General features: G+C 62.0%; 26 protein-coding genes. 25 read left to right on the forward strand and 1 reads right to left on the reverse strand.

All coding sequences use genetic code 11. The features are described 5' to 3' along the window. Window positions 1–9 precede the first annotated feature (9 nt). The 7 genes from KIO74_RS00835 (at window position 10) to KIO74_RS00865 (ending at window position 5,719) form a co-directional block, all read left to right on the forward strand. On the forward strand, window positions 10–195 hold the full coding sequence (locus KIO74_RS00835; protein WP_213329577.1) for a hypothetical protein: 186 nt from the start codon (window positions 10–12) through the stop codon (window positions 193–195). Continuing rightward, window positions 173–1,735: a hypothetical protein gene (locus tag KIO74_RS00840; RefSeq protein WP_213329580.1), complete on the forward strand. Its 1,563-nt coding sequence runs from the start codon at window positions 173–175 to the stop codon at window positions 1,733–1,735. Before KIO74_RS00835 ends, KIO74_RS00840 begins: the two co-directional genes overlap by 23 nt. Before the next feature lie 3 nt (window positions 1,736–1,738). Then, entirely contained in the window at window positions 1,739–2,683 is a 945-nt protein-coding gene (locus tag KIO74_RS00845; protein WP_213329583.1) for a beta propeller repeat protein, read from the forward strand. Beyond that, a complete protein-coding gene (locus KIO74_RS00850) occupies window positions 2,683–3,276 on the forward strand; it encodes a DUF4376 domain-containing protein (RefSeq protein WP_213329586.1) in 594 nt (197 codons plus the stop codon). The genes KIO74_RS00845 and KIO74_RS00850 overlap by 1 nt, the downstream gene beginning before the upstream one ends. Then, window positions 3,273–3,488: a hypothetical protein gene (locus KIO74_RS00855; protein ID WP_213329589.1), complete on the forward strand. Its 216-nt coding sequence runs from the start codon at window positions 3,273–3,275 to the stop codon at window positions 3,486–3,488. Before KIO74_RS00850 ends, KIO74_RS00855 begins: the two co-directional genes overlap by 4 nt. 65 nt (window positions 3,489–3,553) lie before the next feature. After that, entirely contained in the window at window positions 3,554–5,203 is a 1,650-nt protein-coding gene (locus tag KIO74_RS00860; protein WP_213329592.1) for a phage tail sheath C-terminal domain-containing protein, read from the forward strand. Between the two features lie 9 nt (window positions 5,204–5,212). Further along, window positions 5,213–5,719 (forward strand): phage major tail tube protein, encoded by a 507-nt coding sequence (locus tag KIO74_RS00865; protein WP_213329595.1) that lies wholly within the window; start codon window positions 5,213–5,215, stop codon window positions 5,717–5,719. A gap of 79 nt (window positions 5,720–5,798) precedes the next feature. On the opposite strand, the gene KIO74_RS00870 is transcribed toward KIO74_RS00865, so the two are convergent. Further along, window positions 5,799–6,308, reverse strand: coding sequence for a hypothetical protein (locus KIO74_RS00870; protein WP_213329598.1), 510 nt, complete (start codon window positions 6,306–6,308; stop codon window positions 5,799–5,801). A 27-nt stretch (window positions 6,309–6,335) separates the two neighbouring features. Between KIO74_RS00870 and KIO74_RS00875 the strand changes: the two genes are divergently transcribed. From KIO74_RS00875 to KIO74_RS00955, 18 genes are all read left to right on the forward strand, one after another. Next, entirely contained in the window at window positions 6,336–6,590 is a 255-nt protein-coding gene (locus KIO74_RS00875) for a phage tail assembly protein (protein WP_213323378.1), read from the forward strand. 11 nt (window positions 6,591–6,601) lie between these two features. Further along, complete coding sequence (locus KIO74_RS32115) at window positions 6,602–6,736, forward strand: hypothetical protein (protein ID WP_283771430.1); 135 nt, start codon at window positions 6,602–6,604, stop codon at window positions 6,734–6,736. Between the two features lie 416 nt (window positions 6,737–7,152). Continuing rightward, the gene (locus KIO74_RS00880; RefSeq protein WP_213329601.1) at window positions 7,153–9,495 is read left to right on the forward strand and encodes a phage tail tape measure protein; all 2,343 of its coding nucleotides are present in this window, start codon (window positions 7,153–7,155) and stop codon (window positions 9,493–9,495) included. Continuing rightward, a complete protein-coding gene (locus tag KIO74_RS00885; RefSeq protein ID WP_213329603.1) occupies window positions 9,495–9,926 on the forward strand; it encodes a phage tail protein in 432 nt (143 codons plus the stop codon). The genes KIO74_RS00880 and KIO74_RS00885 overlap by 1 nt, the downstream gene beginning before the upstream one ends. Further along, the gene (locus tag KIO74_RS00890; RefSeq protein ID WP_213329606.1) at window positions 9,926–10,138 is read left to right on the forward strand and encodes a tail protein X; all 213 of its coding nucleotides are present in this window, start codon (window positions 9,926–9,928) and stop codon (window positions 10,136–10,138) included. Before KIO74_RS00885 ends, KIO74_RS00890 begins: the two co-directional genes overlap by 1 nt. A 3-nt stretch (window positions 10,139–10,141) precedes the next feature. Beyond that, a complete protein-coding gene (locus KIO74_RS00895; protein WP_213329609.1) occupies window positions 10,142–11,137 on the forward strand; it encodes a phage late control D family protein in 996 nt (331 codons plus the stop codon). 26 nt (window positions 11,138–11,163) lie between these two features. Next, window positions 11,164–11,859 (forward strand): hypothetical protein, encoded by a 696-nt coding sequence (locus KIO74_RS00900; protein WP_213329612.1) that lies wholly within the window; start codon window positions 11,164–11,166, stop codon window positions 11,857–11,859. After that, the gene (locus KIO74_RS00905) at window positions 11,856–12,695 is read left to right on the forward strand and encodes a hypothetical protein (RefSeq protein WP_213329615.1); all 840 of its coding nucleotides are present in this window, start codon (window positions 11,856–11,858) and stop codon (window positions 12,693–12,695) included. The genes KIO74_RS00900 and KIO74_RS00905 overlap by 4 nt, the downstream gene beginning before the upstream one ends. Further along, window positions 12,692–12,949 carry a hypothetical protein gene (locus tag KIO74_RS00910; protein WP_213329618.1) on the forward strand — a complete coding sequence of 86 codons (258 nt, stop codon included), beginning with the start codon at window positions 12,692–12,694 and terminating at the stop codon, window positions 12,947–12,949. Before KIO74_RS00905 ends, KIO74_RS00910 begins: the two co-directional genes overlap by 4 nt. Window positions 12,950–13,317: 368 nt before the next feature. Continuing rightward, window positions 13,318–13,914, forward strand: coding sequence for a hypothetical protein (locus KIO74_RS00915; protein WP_213329621.1), 597 nt, complete (start codon window positions 13,318–13,320; stop codon window positions 13,912–13,914). After that, window positions 13,907–14,200 (forward strand): hypothetical protein, encoded by a 294-nt coding sequence (locus KIO74_RS00920; RefSeq protein WP_213329624.1) that lies wholly within the window; start codon window positions 13,907–13,909, stop codon window positions 14,198–14,200. Before KIO74_RS00915 ends, KIO74_RS00920 begins: the two co-directional genes overlap by 8 nt. A 40-nt stretch (window positions 14,201–14,240) precedes the next feature. Continuing rightward, entirely contained in the window at window positions 14,241–14,675 is a 435-nt protein-coding gene (locus tag KIO74_RS32600) for an HNH endonuclease signature motif containing protein (RefSeq protein WP_366520184.1), read from the forward strand. Beyond that, window positions 14,672–15,073: a hypothetical protein gene (locus KIO74_RS00930; protein WP_213329630.1), complete on the forward strand. Its 402-nt coding sequence runs from the start codon at window positions 14,672–14,674 to the stop codon at window positions 15,071–15,073. The genes KIO74_RS32600 and KIO74_RS00930 overlap by 4 nt, the downstream gene beginning before the upstream one ends. 174 nt (window positions 15,074–15,247) lie before the next feature. Then, the gene (locus KIO74_RS00935) at window positions 15,248–15,559 is read left to right on the forward strand and encodes a hypothetical protein (protein WP_213323388.1); all 312 of its coding nucleotides are present in this window, start codon (window positions 15,248–15,250) and stop codon (window positions 15,557–15,559) included. Between the two features lie 11 nt (window positions 15,560–15,570). Beyond that, on the forward strand, window positions 15,571–16,209 hold the full coding sequence (locus KIO74_RS00940; protein ID WP_213329633.1) for a trypsin-like peptidase domain-containing protein: 639 nt from the start codon (window positions 15,571–15,573) through the stop codon (window positions 16,207–16,209). Beyond that, window positions 16,209–17,462, forward strand: coding sequence for a hypothetical protein (locus KIO74_RS00945; RefSeq protein ID WP_213329636.1), 1,254 nt, complete (start codon window positions 16,209–16,211; stop codon window positions 17,460–17,462). Before KIO74_RS00940 ends, KIO74_RS00945 begins: the two co-directional genes overlap by 1 nt. Continuing rightward, window positions 17,459–17,854 carry a DUF1937 family protein gene (locus tag KIO74_RS00950; protein WP_213329639.1) on the forward strand — a complete coding sequence of 132 codons (396 nt, stop codon included), beginning with the start codon at window positions 17,459–17,461 and terminating at the stop codon, window positions 17,852–17,854. The genes KIO74_RS00945 and KIO74_RS00950 overlap by 4 nt, the downstream gene beginning before the upstream one ends. Beyond that, entirely contained in the window at window positions 17,851–18,141 is a 291-nt protein-coding gene (locus KIO74_RS00955) for a DUF6378 domain-containing protein (protein WP_213329642.1), read from the forward strand. Before KIO74_RS00950 ends, KIO74_RS00955 begins: the two co-directional genes overlap by 4 nt. The last annotated feature ends 665 nt before the right edge of the window (window positions 18,142–18,806 follow it).

The following is an 18,806-nucleotide window of genomic DNA, read 5'->3' on the forward strand; positions in this document are numbered from 1 at the left end:
GAGGCCGCAATGACCAGGAAGACCACGAAAGCGCCCGATCCCATCGATGACGCCAAGATCTACGACGTGGTTCTCAACCGCGTCGTGGACCGCGGCAACGGCGTGTACCTGAAGCCGGAGCAGGAAGTGACTGTCTCGGGCAAGGTCTTGCGCGAGCTGGGGGATGCTGTCGATGGCTTTGAACCTCGCGAATAGGTTCCGCGCGGATACTGGCGTCGATTTTACGTCAGAGTTCTGGAACGGATTTGTGGGCGAGATCGACCTCGCCCTCAATGACCTAACCGGCAAGTCAGCCTCGTTCGAGGAAGCGCGAGCCGAGCTCATTCAGGCGGCCTTGTTCCGTCTGAACGAAATCCTATTGCCGGCTTATGAGCGCGTGTTTGAGTATCAGCAGGCGGGGTTTCTGACAGCGGAGATCGCGGACGACAGCGAGGTCACCTTCGCTGAAGGCTCGACGACGCTGGCGATCCACCCGGACAAGCGCGACCTTTTCCGGCCGACGCCTTTCGTGGCGCTCTCACGAGCCTCGATCAGCACCGACATCGCGATCGCCCGCCACGACAGCTACGACCCAGAGACAGGCGCTCTTGTCCTCACGATCGTCGCGGTGTCCGGTAATGCCGGGCCGCACTCCGACGTTATCGTGTCGGCGACGGCCGCTTCGGTCCAAGCTCAGCAGATCTTCCTGACGGACGCCAAGGCGGCGCGTGACAGGGCACAGGACTGGGCTGAAAAGGCCGTTGATGTCGCCGTCGAGACCGGAAAGTTCTCGGCCAAGCACCATGCGACGAAGGCGGCGGCGTCAGCCTCCGCTGCCGCTGGCTCCGCATCCACGGCGGCGACGAAGGCCGGTGAGGCGACGACGGCCGCCACCACAGCCGGAACTGCCCGCGACAAGGCCCAGAAATGGGCCGATGAAGCGGAAGACGTCGCGGTTGAGGCGGGGAAGCACTCTGCCAAGCATTGGGCGCTCAAGGCTGCGGCCAGCGCGGCTTTGGCTGCGCTGTTTGACCCGTCCAACTATTACACGAAGGTTGAGGTCTACGCGAAAAGCGAAGTCTACGCCAAGACGGAGACCTATACGCGGGCGGAAGTCGACGCGGCGATATCGACCGCGATCGACAACCTGGTCGATGGCGCGCCTGGCGCGCTGGACACGCTTATCGAGCTGTCCGCCGCTCTTGGGGACGATCCGAACTTTGCTGCGTCCATGGCAGCGGCGATCGCGGCCAAGGCGGATGCGGTCCACTCGCACACTCTGGCACAGATCTCGGATGCCTCGGCAAACGGCCGATCGCTTATTGGCGCTGCCAACTACGCGGCGATGCGGACGCTGCTTCAGCTACGTGTCGGCACAGAGGTGCAGGCCTTCGACGCGAACTATGCCAAGACCAATGCTGCGCAGACATGGACCGGATCGCAGCTGTTTGGGCAGATCGCCGGGACGGTAACGGCTATCGCGGCCTCTGCAATTGATTGCTCTCTCGGCAATGTCTTCACCAAGACGGTCAACGGAAACATCACGTTCACTACGTCGAGCGTGCCCGCCTCACGAGCCTATGGGTTCACGCTCGTGCTGACCTACACCTCCGGCACAATAACCTGGTTCTCGGGCGTCCAATGGCGGGATGGTGAGGCGCCTTCATTCACCGGCGGCAAGACCTATTTCGTCATCTTCGAGACACTCAACGGCGGCACGACTTGGCGTGGTGCAGCGCTTGAATTCAATGGGTGAGCCATGGATCCGATGACGCGGACGCTGTTCATGGCGGCGGGGAAGAGTAAGCCGCCCGTGGTCGTCGCAGGTGGTGTGGACCGTTACATCATCCGCTCTGAAGATGGCGTGAACTGGACATCCCCGTTTAATGACTCTGGCGGGACGTCCTACTTTAATCAGATCATCTTTGCGAACGGGCTGTTCGTCGCTGTGTCTTCGCACGGGATTTATACATCTCCCAATGGAAGCACGTGGACGCTTCGACTAGGGGGCGCTGGTGAGTTTTCCTGCGTCGCCTTCGGAGGCGGGCTGTTTGTCGCTATGGGGGCGGCGTTTTACACCTCTCCGGATGGCATCACGTGGACATCGCGCAGCATGTCTACTTATCTTGGGCCGACGATAACCTACGTGTCGGCCGTCGCCTACGGCAATAGCACGTGGGTCTGCGTCGGGGTGGCGGGGACCACATCTCGACCATTCACGAAAACTGGGACACCAGCGGCAGTCTGGACATCACAGGCAACGCTCACCGGCTCCGATCGTTATGTTGGTCTGCGCTATACGGCTGGCGCGTTCTATATGATGAGGCAGGCCGCTGCCGGGGCATTATATCGGTCGGTCAACGACGGCGTGAGCTTCAGCAATGCCGGCATCCAGGCGGCAACCAATTGCGGCGTGGACTGGGCGTATAATGGTAGCCTTTGGGTCGCGGTTGGTTCCAATGGGACCGCTCCACAGTTGAAGACATCAACGGATATCTCTGTGGGGTGGTCGACGGTTAACACCTCGTTCTTCACGAGCACGACAATCGCTGCCGTCGAATACATCCCTGGCCTTGATCTGTGGGTCATTGGCGGGACAGGCGGTCTGATGGCCTACTCTCCCGACGTCATCAACTGGACACTCGGAACCGTCACCGGGCTTGGCACGCGGGCCATTCAAGCCATCACATACGGATACATCTAATGCACGCACTCATCCAAGTGGGCGAGGTCGTCGTCTATCCTTATACTGATTGGCATCTTCGCCGCGACAATCCCGACACCAGCTTTCCAACAGCGATGGATGACACGGTGCGCGCTGACTTCGGCGTGCACCCCGTTGCGCCAACGCCCATACCCACGGACAAGCGAGCAATTGGCACGACCGCCGGTTACGTAAACGGTGAGCTTGTCGAGATCCATACGCTGGAGGACATCCCCCTCGAAGAGCTGAAAGCCGAGAAGCTCGCGGCTTTGGCTCAGCGCCGCTGGGAAGTCGAGACGGGCGGGCTGACGGTCGGCGGTCTGTTTGTCCCGACCGACCGCGAGACACAGGCAATCGTCGATCGCACCGTAAAAGCATTCGACGACGGTGATCTGACCGCGCCAATTGAGTTCAAATCCCCGGCCGGTTTCGTGGAACTCACCGTCAGCCAATTGCGCACCATCAAAGCGGCGGGCGCACAGCATATCCAGGCGTGTTTTAAACGCGAGAGTGTGCTCACCACTGCCATCGCCGCAGCCACCACGCCAGCCGCCCTTGACGCCATCGACATCAACCAGGGATGGCCGACATGATCACCGTCACCCACCAAACGACCCTCGTCGACGGCATCGAGAAGGTCGTCATCACGCCGTCGACGCAAGACCTGGAAAGCGGCGACTGGGTCCGCGAGATCCGCGTCTTTACCGGGCCGGAGGGTGAGGATGGGATCCCCACCACCGTGCTGCGCCTCCAGGGCGCATCCCGCGAGAAGATCGACCTGACGGCCCCCGTCCAGACGTTCTGACGCCACCCCACACATTCTGTTCGCAAGGCGCCCTCGTGGCGCCTTTTTCTTTTTGAGGGAGCCTTATGGCCGACCTTTCCTTTCACCATGGCGCACGGGTCTTTGAGTCCGACGAAACGCCGGTACTCATCCGCACCGACCAAAGCGCCGTCGTCTTCCTGATCGGCACGGCGCCCGACGCGGATGAAGATGCGTTCCCTTTCGACAAGCCTGTCCTGCTTTACGGCAAGGACAGCCGGGCGTCGAAGCTTGGCAATGCCGGGACGCTGAAGGCGGCCTATGACGGCATCCTCGATCAGCACGGGCCGTACGTCTACATCAGTCGCGTTGAGGTGGGCGACACGGACGCCGAGACGCTGTCCAACCTCGTTGGCGACAGCACCGCGCTGACCGGCGTTCATGCCGCCAAGAAGTGCGAAAGTCTCTATGGCCTTAAGCCGCGCATTTTCATTGCACCGGGCTTCACTGCGTCCACGCCCACGGACGGCATTGCTTCGATCCAGATGACCAATCAGGGATCTGGCTATCACAGTGCGCCGAGCGTCGCGGTCTCTGGCGGCAATGACGGCGAGTTCGAGGCTATCTTCGCCGACGGCAAGGTGACCGGCGTCAAGATCAAGCGGGCAGGGGCGGGCTTCACGACACCTGCGGTTTCGTTCTCGGGCGGCGGCTCGGGGGCTGCAGCGACAGCCTTAGTCAACTCCGGCGCCGTATCCGCGATCAGTGTGACCAATGGTGGCGCGGGCTACGTCACGCCCCCGGCGGTGACCATCACGGGAGCGGGGAGCGGCGCGGCGGCAACGGCGGTCCTAACCGACGGTGTCGTGACTGCGGTGACGATCACGAACGGTGGCACAGGCTACAGTTCCGCTCCGACGATCGCCTTCTCTGGCGGCTCCGGCGCCGCTGCCACGGCTCATGTCGGCAACGTTATGAACCCGGTCGTCGCTGAGATGATGGGCGTGCTCGATGACATCCGCGCCATCGCCTTCGTGGACGGGCCGGATACCACCGATGCCGAGGCCTACGCCTATCGGTCGCTGATCAACTCGCAGCGCATCTATGTGATCGATCCCAAGGCTCTGGTTTGGGATACGACCGCGGACGCCTACGTGCCGCAGCCGGCTTCACCACGCTTTGCGGGTCGGCAGTGCCAGGTCGATCGCGACCTTGGGTTCTGGTGGTCGGTCTCCAACAAGCCGATCAACGGGATTGGCGGCACAACCCGGCCCGTGACCTACGGCGCGCAGGCGAACTACCTCAACGAGCGCGCGGTCAACACGATCATCAACCTGCAGGGCGAAGGCTTTCGCACCTGGGGCAACCGGGTCACGACGGGCGATGACCTGTGGCGCTTCCTATCAGTTCGTCGCACGGCCGACTTCATCAACGAGGCGATCGAGAAGTCCTACACCGAGTTCGTCGACAAGCCGTTCTCCCTCGCGAACCTCAAGTTCATGATCGAGTCCGGCCGGGCGTTCATGCGCACCCTCGTTGCTGAAGGCGCGATCCTTGGCGGCGATGTGTGGCTCGATCCCGAGCGGAACACGAACGAGGAGATGGCCTCCGGCCGTGTGACCCTCGGCGTCAAGTTCGAGCCGCCGGCGCCGATGGAAGACATCCGGGTCATCGCCCATCGCGAGATCCAGTATTACGCCCAGCTCCGCGACCGAGTTCTCTCTGAACTCGGCGACGGCGCCCTCTCGGCCGCGTAAGGAGCGACCATGAAAGAGACACCTGCGTACATCCTGCGCAACTGCACCATCTTCGTGGATCGCGACTCCAAGGTTGGACAGGCGAGTGAAATCACTGTCCCGCCCATGAAGGTCAAGTACGAGGAGTTCCGCAACGCCGGCATGGTGAAACCGCGTCGCGTTGCCCTCGGCTACGAGACGCTCGAGATGTCGTTCGCCATGACGGCCTTTGATCCCGCAACGCTGAAGCTCTTCGGACTTCGGCCGGGAGTGGAAAAGGAGTTCATGGCGACGGCCGCGCTGGTCGATGAGGACGGCACCGTCCACCCTGCGACCGTCTACATGCGTGGCTTCCTCGATGGGTTCGACCCCGGCGCGTGGACGCCGGGCGAAAAAGCCAGCACCTCGCACACCGTGTCCGTGCACTATGTCAAGCTGGAGATCGATGGTTCGCCCATCGTCGAGGCTGACGACTATGACGTGAAGATCGGTGGCGAAAGCCAGACGGGCGGCATCCGCTCGGCTATGATGCTCTGATAGGCGAGGGCGCTCCCGGTGTGGGGCGCCCTACCTCCGACAGGCCCGCTTCGACTGGGTGATGGGGTGGAGATGAGGGTTAGGTCGCAGGCTTCTTTGTGTCCTCGCAGGTGGTGTTGAATTTGCGGACCGCGTTCGCGCTACCTTTCGCAGGGAACGTAATAATCTGGTCAGCTATCCCGACCACAATCCTGTTCTTTGCAGCGCCGACTTCTTTGATGATTTCATGAATTACTGGCTCACGCTCTGCACTAACGCGGAAGGCGATCTTTCCGTCAACATCAATGAGATTTAGGGAGACGTCTCGTTTTTCTCCTTTGTCGACGCGTACAACAACGTCAACCTCATCCTTGTATGCGCCACCCGCATTGTGAGGCAGTGGCGTTGTCAAGATCAAGAGCGTCTCGTCCTTCTCGCCCTGCCAGCATTTAAAGCCGATGATAAACGGTCGCGGCGTCTTCTCCTGCACCGTGAGGATGAAGCCGATTTTCTGATCGTCGAGTGGGTCCTCCCCGCCCTGAAACAACCAATCCGCATGAGCCGATGTCGCGGCCGCAATCACTGCAGCCGCCAAAAGCGCGCGCTTCATTCCCCATCCCCCAAAAAGGTTTCACGCATGACCGATACAGTCACGGTTCCCCTCTCGCGTCCAATCCAGCATGAAGGCGTCGACCTGTCCAGCTTGACCTTCCGCCCGGCTACTGTGGGAGATCTTATCGAGGGCGACGGGATTGTTGGCGACACCGCGCGCCTTGCGACGATTCTTGCCTCGATGGCCGGCATTCCTATCGCGGAGTTTCGCAAGGTCTCCGCCAAGGACTACAACGTTATCATCGACAAGACCGGCGATCTTTGGGGAAACGCCCCATAGGGAGGGGGTGGATGGACGTTGCCATACTGATTGCGCACGTCCTGCACACCTCCCTGACTGATGTCGAGGGCATGCCGCTCGACAAGGCGTGGCGCTATCACGAGGGCGCCCTGAAGGTTCTGAAGGCCAAGGCCGGGACGCGATGACCACAAAAACATCCTCGCTGGTCATCAAACTGATCGACCAGCTCTCCGGCCCATCTAAGAAGGCGGCCGCAGCGCTCGACGGCGTCAACAGGTCCTCGAAGGGGCTAGATGACGCCAAGAAGCGTGCGGCGGATTTCACCAAGGCTGTCGAGAAATTCGGCAAGACCAAGGACGCCTTTTCCAATGCCAACAAGGCATTCCGCGAGGCGCAAGCGCGAGTCAAAGAGCTCGCGCAGCAGATGAGAGCGGCTGGCGAGCCGAGCAAGAAGCTCGCCGCTGACTACAGGCGCGCCCAACAAGCCGTAAGCGGGGCCGCGGCATCATTTCGCCAGCAGCGCGAGGCGTTTGTTTCCGCGCGTCGAGCCATCGAGGGCTTTGGCGTAAACATTCGACGGGTCGGATCAGCCGAGCAGGCGATGAAGGCCGGCGTTGACGCCGCCAACCGCTCTCTCCGCGAACAAGAGCGCCTGCTTGCTCGGACGAAGGCCGCGGCACAGCGGAGTGCGAATCGCCGCGAGGCAATGGGCGTCGCAGGCGGCGTAGCGGGCGGCTATGTTGCCTACCGCGGCAGGCAGTTCGCCGAACGGGCGATCGTTTCCGCTGCCGAGTTTGATATCGGCGTCCGGGCTCAGCGGGCGTATGCTGGCGTCAAAAAGGAGGACCAGGACAAGTACCTGATCCCCCAGGCGAAGCGCATTGGCCAGGACACCCAGTTCACGAACCTCGACGTGGTGCACGCGCAGACGGCGGTGATGCAGGGCCTTCCTGAGAATATGCCTCGCGCGCAGGTCGCCAACAGCATCATCGAAGAGGCAAAGAACTACGCGCTCGCCATGCGGGCGGATATGACCGAGAGCGCCGAAGCGATACGCGGCTTTCTTGCGTCCACCGGCAAGGATATTTCCACGCCGGAGAAGGCCATCAAGGAAGCCCGCCGCGCCAGTAACATGTCCATCCGAATGGCCAAGCTTGGCGGCCTGTCGGACGAGGACGTTCAGCAGTTTTGGAAATACGGGGGCGCGTCAGGCACGGTCGCGGGTCTTTCCGATGAGACGAAGGCGGCCCTGGCCGTGGGACTCCGTCGCGCCGGCGTGCGTGGCGATGAGGCCGGTGTCTTCCTGCGCTCGGCAGCTGGCAAGCTTGTCGCGCCCACACAAAAGGGTCTTGCGGCGCTAGCTTCCACGGGCATTGACTACAGCAAGTACACTACGATGCCTGGCGGCCTCTCGGTCGATGCGCTCGAGGGCAAATTTAAGCAGGACTTCGGCAAGGGGTTCACGCCAGAGATCCGCGAGCGTCTCGCTGATGTTCTGGATGACACCGAGATCATCAACGACCGTGGAGCATTCACGGCCGCTGTGACTGAAGCGGTGTCAGACCTATTCGAGAAGACGAACAAGGGCAAGATGAAGGCGAAGGACGCCCAGACGCTCGCCAAGAAAGTGGGCGAGTTCCACAAATTCTCGGTGGAAAGCGTCGATGCGGAAGGCCTGCTTGCAGCCATCCTTAGCAAGGATCCGTCCCTCGGTATTCTGAATGCGTTTTTCACCGACCGTCAGGGCGGCCGAGGCGCGATGCTCGCGAAGGCGTTCGGCCAGTTCTCCCAAGATCGAGAGTCGCTGACCAATACGCCAGACGACTTCGGAAAGAAGATTGCTGACGAGATGATGGCCGGGCTTGGCGGCGCGTTCGAACGCCTGAAGGGATCGGTCGAGACACTCACACAGTCGATCGGTGAGGCCAATGCAACTTGGCTGACGTGGAGCTTTGACAAGATTGGAAACGCGCTCGACGCGATCTCCAACTTGTCGGAGCCGGCGCGGAGGGTTGCGACTGCATTCGGCGCGACTGCGGCAGCGCTTGGTGCTGTCGGGGCATTCAAGACGCTGGCCGGCATTGTCGGTCTTGGTGCGGCTGGCCCCGCCCTTCTTGAGTCGGCTGCCGCCCTGAACGTTGCCGCCGCTCGACTGGGTGCTGCCGGTGGTGGTGGCGTGCCTGACGTGGTCGGAGGGAAGGGTGGCAAAAGACGCGGCGGGCTGCTCAACAAGGGGCTGAAAACCGTTGGTGTCGTTACCGGCATCGCTGCGGGCGTCGAAGTTATCGACTATGCTACGGGCGTTGCTGGTCAAGTCCTTTCGGGCTCCACGCACAACCCTGCAGATATCAAAGGTGACAAGGACGAGGGCAGGGCGAGGCTCAGCGAGTACACCCAGCAACTCGATGAGATCAACGCCAAGCTCGGCGACATCTACTCCAAGAGCAAGTTGCCCGATGTGGCGGCAACGCTTGCTTCGCCGCTTGAGGCGGAGAAGGCACGCATCACGCAGACGATCGCTGACCTTGAGAAGGCAGTTAGCAAGCTCGACACTAAGCCGATCGTTTTGCCCGAGATCGACGCCCCCGGACCACTGAACCCGTTCCATAACGGCAGCTTGCCGCAAAGCGCTCCGCTGCCGCCTAGCCGGCCAGAGGTGATGGGCCCGAATCCCCAGCCCACGGTCGACACCGCGGCGCTCGACGAAGCCAAGGCCAAGGCTGAGGAAGCCGGCAACGACATCAAGGCATCCCTTGACGTGGTCGCGCGGCCCCAAGTCGACGTCTCTTCGATCGCCGACGCGGAAAGCTTCGTGGATCGCCTGCTGCGAAAACTGAACATGGTTGGCCCTGCCGCACAGCAAGCGCAGGCTGCTGTCGGCCGCTCAGTCGGCGCGAGCTTTAAGAACCGTCAGGACGGTTCGCTACATGACGGAGCGCAGTGATGGCGGGACCAGTAACACTCGCGCTAGGCCCCTTCGCTTTTACCGCGATCGGTTTCGGTTACCAGGGCGTCAAGCGCAAGCTGTCGACGCCCTGGGCCGCCCAGCAAGTTGTCGATCGGCTGGAGGCGCTCCAGTGGCTCGGCCCGAAGTCCGACGAGGTGACGGTTGAGGGCGTCCTGTTTCCGGAAGAGTTCGGGGGCATGGACACCCTCGACGGCCTTCGCGGGGCGGCCCTGTCTGGTCAGTCACTGATGTTCGTTTCGTTGGCCGGTCGAATCTACGGCCCGCATGTGATCGAGGGCGTTGACGAGGATCGCGCCTATCACGACGCATACGGCGCCCCTCAGATGCTGTCCTACTCGCTGCAACTGCGTCGTGTTTCCGGCAGTAGTGCGGCATCCGCGGCGACTTCGCTTCTGAGGCTGTTCTGATGGCAACGACATACACCACGATCGACGGTGACATGCTCGACATGCTTTGCCAGCGCATCTACGGCCGGCATCGCGATACAGCGGAAGCGGTCCTCGCTGCCAATAGGGGCCTGGCGTCGTTCGGCGCTAAGCTGCCCGCAGGCGTCACCATCACCTTTCCGGACCTGCCCAAGGCCAGCGCCGCCACACAGCCGAAGAAGCTCTGGGGATAACGCATGCATTATCCCAGAGCGGAAGTAACCGTGAACGGCACCCCTGTTACGGGTGCCTTCTATTCCCGGCTGATCTCGCTGAAGGTGGCGGATCATGCCGGCTTTGATTCCGATGCGGTGGAGATCGAGGTTCAGGACGGCAATCCCTTCCTCGAGATCCCTGAGCGCGGTGACGATATCCGCGTGAGCCTCGGCTATGAGGACTCCGGTGTCGTGCACATGGGCTCCTTCATTGTGGATTCGGTGGAGGTCGAGTGCCTGCCGTACGGCATCCGCATTTCGGGAAAATCCGCCGACGTCCGCAAGGAAATGAAGGGGCGGAAGGAACGCCACTGGGACGGCAAGTCGTTGAAAGAGATTGTCGAGGAGATCGCCCAGGAGCACGGGCTCGAGCCCGCCATCGGCGCCAGTATCGGCCAGTTCAAATATGACTGGGTCGGTCAGCAAGACGAGTCTGATCTCCACTTCCTGACCCGCATGGCCAAGCGCCACGGCGCGATCTTCGCGCCGAAGAACGGCAAGCTGATCTTTGCGCCACGAGGTGAGGCCACAAGCGCGGCCGGCGAGGCTCTCACGCCCTTTGTCGTCACGCGCGACATGATCCTCCCCAACACCTGCCGCGTGCGCTTCGCCGACCGCGGCAGGCATGAGAAGGTCACCGCGATTTTCCAGGACCGCGGCAAGCAGAAGCGCGTCGAGACAGAGATCGAAAGCGACCCGCTCGGCGGGGCCGCGTTCCGCATCCCCGACCCGTTCGGTTCCGAGGATGAGGCGAAGGCTGCAGCCGGCGCGATCGCCAAGGAGAAGAAGGCGGACGCGGACACCCTGTCCGTGACGGTCCTCGGCGCGCCGCATGCATCCGCCGGCGCACCGCTTGTTCTCCAGGGCGTTCGGCCCGGCGTCGATGACGTCGACTGGATCATCGACTCGGTCGATCACGACTTCTCCAAGTCCGGCTACACCTCAAGCATCGAAGCCAAGCGCAAGAGCGGCACGTAGGCCCGCATTTCCATTCAGGACCATCCATGACAATCAGCACTGACGTTCAGGGCACGGCATCAGCCCTTGCCGCACTCGATCTTGCGAACAAGGCCCTGACCGATGTTGCCGCGCTGCTGGCACGTGCGACGGCAGAGAACAATCGAGCGGCGGCAAATGGAGTTGCCACTGACGCCAAGATCGCAGTTCTGGCCGATGCGCAGAGAGCCGTCGACGCGGCAATGTCTGAACTGTCTCTGTTGCGAAATGACGTTACCGCCAAGGCGCAGGCGGTCGCCACGGCGCAGGCTGCGGTAGCCGTCGCCAAGGCCACCGTCGACAGCACGGCCGAGGCGCTGGAAATCTTGGCCGGTCAGGTCGAGGAAGACGCCGCGGCAGCCCAGAATGCGGCGACAAATGCAGAGTCGCTCATTGTTTCCGCGCCTGTTGTGCGCATCGTGATCCCCGATACCAGCTACACGCTCCTGGCAGAGAACATCGGCAAGTATCACGACTTTACGGCGGCAACGGCGATCACTGTCACTTTGCCGGCCAATATGCCGGAGGGATGGCATTGTGGATGGGCGCAGCTCGGCGCGGGTCGGATCACCTTCGCCGGTGCACACAATGCTCTGGAGATGACGAAATCGGCCGCCAAGGATGCGCAGGGCTTTCTCCGCGTGCGCGATAATGCGGGTGGCAACGCTGCGTATTGGCTCCTCAGTGGCGAGGTCGCGGAATGACCGGGCTAGCGCTTGGCATCTCGCTGCCGTCCGCCGCGGCAACGATCCGTCGCATTCGGCCGCCAAGCTATGACTCGGATGCACTGGAGCTCTTTGGGTATTATGAGCTGATCGACGGCGGCGGGATCTCCTCGGCATACAAGCGCGTCCTCAGCGATCTCTACGTCAATGCCAAGGATATCGATGTCTTCTGGTCGTTCGATTCCTTTCACGATCTCGGTGCGATCGGGCCGGCCAAATACATCATCAACATGTTTGGCGATAAGACCAAGTACACGCTGGGACGCGCTAACGCGCCGGTGCATACCGATAAGGTCGGAACGAAATGCGACGGCGCGACCAGCTATCTGACGGTGTCAGGAATGACGCTCGGCGCGGGCACGCTTTATCAGCGTGATGACGCTTGCCTGTGGCTCGACATCGTCGACGACGTCCCCAACACCGGCATGGTCGATGCTGGGGCGGGGCAGGGGTATGTGTTGGCGATCGTTTCACGCACCACGACGACGAACCAGGCGATCTTCTCCATCAACAGTGTGGCGAGCTCAAACCAGTTGACCGCCAATGGCATAACGACCTCGGCGGGGCTGTATGGCCTGCAGAGGCTCGACGGCTCGACGGTGCGGGCATGGAAGAATGACGCTCTGCTCGCTGAAAAGACCGACAGTTTATCCGAGGGCCTACCTCAAGCCGGCGTGCGGCTTGGCGGCCGTACGCCCTCCAGCTTCAGCAGCCGGACGCTGCGCTTTGCCGCCCTCGGCGCCGCCATACCCGGCAAAGAGCTGGCCTTTCGCCAAATGCTGCAAACCTACAAAGCCGGGATCAACGCCCTATGACCGATACAGTCCGAACGTTCTGTGTTTTCGATGACGTGCAGCGCGATGCAGTGGTTGAATTGAATGACCCGCTGACCTTCCTCGATCCTCGCCTGATCAACAACCCCTACGCGCCTGTGGAAGTGCAGGGGAAGTATGCGGCGAACGCCAACGTGATGAACGATCCCGCATTCGCGCGCTTTCTCCCCGTGCTTGAGGCTGTCCCTCGCATGATCCTGGATTCGGACATGCTGTTTTCGCCGATACCGGATTGACGGGAATTGGCCCGCCCCCAGCCGCAGCTCTGCCGGGGAGGGCATGTCGCGGCCGGGGGCGCTACCTCATCGCCGGGGGAGCGGTGTTGAGGTCTGCCATCGGAACATAGCTCGTCTCGGCTAGCAAGCCGCCCCCGGCCGCTTCGCTGGGGGCAATCTCGGCCGGAGGCTTCGGCCTGGAGGTAAGCAGGCATTTCTAGCCAATCACGGCCAAGCTCGCGTCGCAAGGCGGATAAACGTTCGGAGACATCAATGAAATCCCTCCTTCTCGTGGTGGCTCTCGCCGCCGCGCTGAGCGCGTGCGCGTCCGCGTCTTCGGACTGGGGCGCCATCACCCACGCCACCAAGCAAACCATTGAGCGCGACCAATGAGCCGCGCCGCATTCTACAGCGCCGTGCGAAAACGGCCGTTTGGCGGTGCGCTCGTGCAAAGCCAGGTCGACGGGATGGAAACGATCCTCGACGCTTGGGCTGCGCTGGCTATCAGCGACGACCGGCGATGGCTGGCCTACATGCTGGCCACGACCTACCACGAAACCGCAGCGACCATGCAGCCGATCCGAGAGAGGGGAGGGGCGGCTTATTTCACGCGCATGTACGACATCCGTGGCGAGCGACCCCGTGTAGCGACGGAGCTCGGCAACACCCGACCGGGGGATGGCGCGCTCTTTCATGGGCGCGGCTATGTCCAACTGACCGGCCGTCGCAACTACGCCCGCGCGTCCGACGTCGTCCAGCACGACCTTGTTGCGGATCCCGACGCGGCCATGCGGCCGGACTTCGCCACTGCCATTATGTTTGCCGGTATGCGAGACGGCTGGTTCACCGGCAAGCGGCTCGCCGATTACTTCAGCCGAACCAAGGACGATCCCGCAAACGCGCGTCGAATCATCAATGGCACTGACAAGGCTCAGTTGATCGCCGGGTATCATCGGGATTTCCTGGCGGCGTTCGGCAATGGCTGATGACGTCGCCCGCGTCTCCAAGGACAACTGGAAAATCCGGCGGCGCGTCGTGTTCGGCGCGCTTGGCTACATCGCCATCATGCTCGCCTACATCGTCTTTGTGGGCACAGACAGCGCTCTGTTTGGTCAGGTCGCCGTGGGCCTGATCGGCGCGGCCGTCGCCATCATCGGCTCGTACGTTTTTGGAGCAGTATTCGATGACAACGGGAAACGCCGCCTCATGGCCGAGCGCGGAGAAGTCGACGACGACGGGCCACGGGGGCGATGGTCTAAGTTCAAAATCTGAGGCGGCCTTCGATCGGGAAGTCAAACTTCTCCATCGACTTATGTCATTCACAAAAATCGATGAGCAAAGTGGATGCTGGCTGTGGACCGGATCCAAGACCCATAATGGGTATGGAGAGCTCAACGTCGACCGTCGAGCGCGTAGGGTGCATAGGCTATCCTACGAACTACTTCATGGCTCAATCCCCACCGGGGAGTTTGTTTGCCATTCTTGCGATGTCCGCGCTTGCTGGAACCCGGCACACTTGTTCTGCGGCACCGCTCAAGACAACTCCAGCGACATGAAGGCCAAGGGGCGCCATCGACCCGCGCCTCAACGTGGCGGCGCAAACGGCAACGCACTCGTCGACGAAGAGGCGGTTCGGCGGATCCGGCTGGACCAAAGGCCCTTGAAAACGATCGCCGCCGAACTCGGACTCCACTTCACGACAGTCAGTGATATCCGGCGCCGAAAGTCTTGGAGGCACGTCGAATGAAATGGATAGCCGCACTGCTGGGCGTGAGCCCGGCAGTGATCTATGTGGCGCTTGCTCTGGCCGCCACCGTGCCCGCCGCGTTCTGGGGCTACGGCGCCTGGCAATATCGCTCTGGCCGCTCGGTGGGCAAGGCGGAGGTGACACTTGCCGTTGAGCGCGCCACCGCCGCGGAACGCGAGCGCCAGTGGATCGCCAATGAGGCGGCCCAAGCCGTGGCCCGCGAACAGGTCGAGCGCCTCACCAAGAGCCGCGACCGACTCCAATCCCTCCTGAAGGAAATCGCCGATGCGGCAGATCAAGATCCTCTGCGCGATGCTTGCGGTGTTGGCGCTGACAGCAGCATGCGGCTCGACAAAATTCGTCGCCCAGCCGCCGGTTCTAAGTCCTCCTCCCGCTGAACTGGAGAAGGACTGCGCCGATACCGTCCCTTTGCCCAAGCGTAGGCTCGCACAGCATGAAGTCGAGCGCCTTTGGGGACAGGACCGCGCCAACCTTGTCGAGTGCGGGGAGGGCAAGGCCGCTCTGCGCGACTTCTACCGGGACAGGGATTCACGCCTGTCCCCGAAAGCTTCATGATGGAATTTTCTTTCCTATTCGGGGCCGTCTCGGCTTGCGTGGCCGTTGTTGGCGCGATCGCTGCTGCGCTGCGCCATCAGCACAACCAGATCCGAGCGGTGCAACAGGACGCGGCGCACGAGATCGACGCCATTCGGGAGCAGGTGACCGCAACTCGCCGGGCGCTGACCGAATTTCAGGTCGAAGTCGCGAAGAACTACACCACCAACAGCGTGATTCAGCAGGTCGAGGACAGGCTTGTCGCCGCGATCAACCGCATTGGCGACCGCCTCGACCAAGCCTTCGACAAGCTCGCATCCCGACAGTAACGGAGGGCCATATGCGCAAGCCCCTATATCTCGCGGCTCAGATTTTTGGCGCCGCGTGCGCTGCCGTGCTCGTGCTTTTCCTGGTGTCGGCGCAGGCCCCGGCCCCTACGCCCAAGGCCGGATCGGTCGTTTATCTCGGCGACGCGCGCGGCCACGGGTCCGGCGTGCACATCGGGGAGGGTTACATTCTCACGGCCGCGCATGTCGTGCGTGACGAAACCACCATGGATGTCACGACCGATGCCAACGTCACCATTAAGGGCACCGTGCTCTGGTCGAATAAGGCGTATGACGTGGCGCTTATGAGGGCCAATGTCCAGGCGAAGGTTGCGCCGCTCTCCTGCCGCGAGGCCATACCCGGCGAAGACATCACGATCGCCGGCAATCCGAACGACCTGAAGTTCATCAAGACCTACGGCCGGGTCGGTGGCGAGGCGCGTGAGTATGGCCCGTGGAAGCGGGTGTTCGTGGCCGACGCTACGATCATTCCAGGTGTCAGCGGTGGGCCGACCTTTGACGCGAAGGGCAACGTGATTGGTGTCAATGTCGGGGTGATGCTCGTGCAGACCGGCATCTCGGGATCCATTGCTCGACTCGGCTATGTCGTGCCAGCGTCCGTTGCCTGCATGCTGATGGCGAGGGACATCTGATGCAGGCACCCGTCACGGATGAACAAGCAAGAGAGGCGGCCGAGGCTTTGGCCGCCCATGGCTCGCAGGTGAAGGCAGCAGCCGCTCTTGGCATCGCTCGCTCCACATTACAGAACCGACTGCGGGGAGGGGCTGGAGGCGCCGCCCCCAAGCCTGCCCCGCAACCGGCCACGCCTGCCGAGCTCGTGGTGGCCGATCGAAAGATCGTCCGCTTGCAGGACGAGGTGAATGACCTCCGCGCCAAGCTGCGCGAGGCACAGCGAGGCCATCTCGCCGATGAGGTCGTGCTTGATGCGCTGGGTGTTATGGGCGCTGCGCCTGAAAGCCCGCCTGATTGGTTGACGCGGATTCCGGCAGCATCAGCCACAAAGACGCCCGAAGTGCCCGTGACGATCTGGTCCGACTGGCACATGGGCGAGGTCGTAAGCCGCGATGAAGTCGGCGGCTGCAACGCCTACAACATTGAGATCGCCGAGCGACGGGTCCGGCGCCTTCTAGATGCCACGATCGACATCTGCGCCAACCACGGGCCGAAAAGCTATCCTGGTATCGTGGTCAATCTGCTCGGCGACTTTGTGTCGGGCGGGCTTCACCCGGAACTGGCAAAGACCGATGACGAGGAAGTCATCCCGGCCGCCCTTCGCTGCCGCGATCTGCTCATTGCTGGTCTGGAGCGCATGGCCGCGATCTTCGGCAAGGTCTACGTGCCCTGCACGGCGGGCAACCACGGCAGGGGCACGCCGAAGCCGGAATTCAAGCGCTACGTCTACAAAAACTTTGATTGGCTGATTTATCAGCTCCTGCAAAGGCACTTCGCGGATGACCCGCGAGTGCAGATTGACATCCGCGCCTCCAACGAGGTGCACTATCGGGTCTATGGCCAGCGGTATCTGGCCATGCATGGCGACATGCTGGGCGTGAAGGGTGGCGACGGGATCATCGGTTCGATCGGGCCGATTATGCGTGGCGAGGTGAAGACCAGAGGCCAGGCGACGTCCCTCGGCAATGACTATGACATCCTGCTCATGGGCCATTGGCACCAGGAGCTTTGGTTGCCGCGTGCGATCGTCGCCAACACCCTCAAGGGGTTTGACGAGTATGCGAAGAACGCGCTTAGGGCGCCGCCAAGCGAACCCTCACAGCCGCTTTGGTTCGTCCATCCGACGCGTGGCATTACCAGTCGATGGGCGGTGAAGGTCGAGGAGCGGAAGGCTACGCCGGCGGACTGGGTATCTTGGCGGGAGGCGGCATGATGTGCAACGCATGCCAAGGCGCCGGCCTGGCGCTGGAAGACCTTCGCCACGTGCCGGGCTTCATCTATCTCGCCACACCCTACAGCAAGTATGCGGCCGGCCTAGAGGCCGCCGCGACTGAAGCAAGCCGGATTGCCGCGCGCCTCATGGCGCGTGGCTTCCGCGTGCTGTCGCCCATTGCACATAGCCACGCCGTTTCTGAGGCCGGCAGCCTGGATAAGATGGATCCGGATCTTTGGGCCTATCAGGACCGGCCGCTTCTGGATGCCGCGGCAGCTGTCGTGGTCGTGCTAATGCCGGGCTGGGCAGAGAGCGCGGGCGTCCGCGCCGAGATCGACATCGCGCGGAAACACCGCAAGCCTATCGTCTTTCTTCATCCGGAGCATGCATGACCGAACCAATGAGGGCCGCGCTACTGCGCCAGGGGATCTCACTGACCTGCGGCTCGCGGGATGAGGAATACGGTCCACCCGCCGTGAACCTGGCATGCGCCGGCGAGCTCAAGCGTTTGATCCGGCGTTACGCGGCGCGTGAGATTGGGCCGGCCGAGCAAGAGGCGCTCGACATGGTGCTGACAAAGGTTGCCCGGCTCGTAACTGGCCAACCCAAACCGGACACCTACGTCGATGGCGCCACCTACTTCGCTATCGCGGGGGAGGTGGCGCTGTCTCCGCAGTAAAGGTCAAGATGACACGCAGAAAGTATAAGCGCGGTATCTCGATACGCGCCAAGAACAGCGCGCTAGCAGAGAAAAGCTAAAACTTAGCAAAAGAAATCGTCCGGCTCGACACGCCAAACAGCTATTAGTTTCACCCCGCGACAAAATGTAACTACAGTGAACCAAATACCGCTTTGAGTTCATTAACTTTTGATACATATTCAGCCGGCTTGCGCGAAAAAGGTGCAAGTCGGGTTTGGAAGCCCGACCGACATTGGACCGGCGCCGACCTATGGGTCAGGCGCCGCGGGAGAGCCTTGCGCTCTGCCGTGGTCCAATGCCGCGGTCTTCCAACCTGCGGTTGCCTGGCCCACCAGGGTCGGGCTCTTTGCGGGGGCGGTTCTTTAAAATGGCACAGGGGAAGGAATGCGCGGCACGCGGCGCGCAAACGGAGGATTGCGAGTCACTCTTAGTGGCGCTTGTCGAGTCCCTCTTAATCATCGGGCATGATGGCGAGCATGTGCACGCGGAGATCGCGATGACATTCGAACTGCACGAGCGGCTGGAGGCGTGGTGGGCAGATAGTTGCACCTGCTGAGACTGTAAGCGCTCTCAGCATCGCAAGCTTTGCCTTAGAAGGGTTTTGCATTATTCTCTGATGTGGGGCGAGCCTTGCGATCGGGGGA

Source organism: Chelatococcus sp. HY11, assembly GCF_018398335.1.
GTDB lineage: Bacteria > Pseudomonadota > Alphaproteobacteria > Rhizobiales > Beijerinckiaceae > Chelatococcus.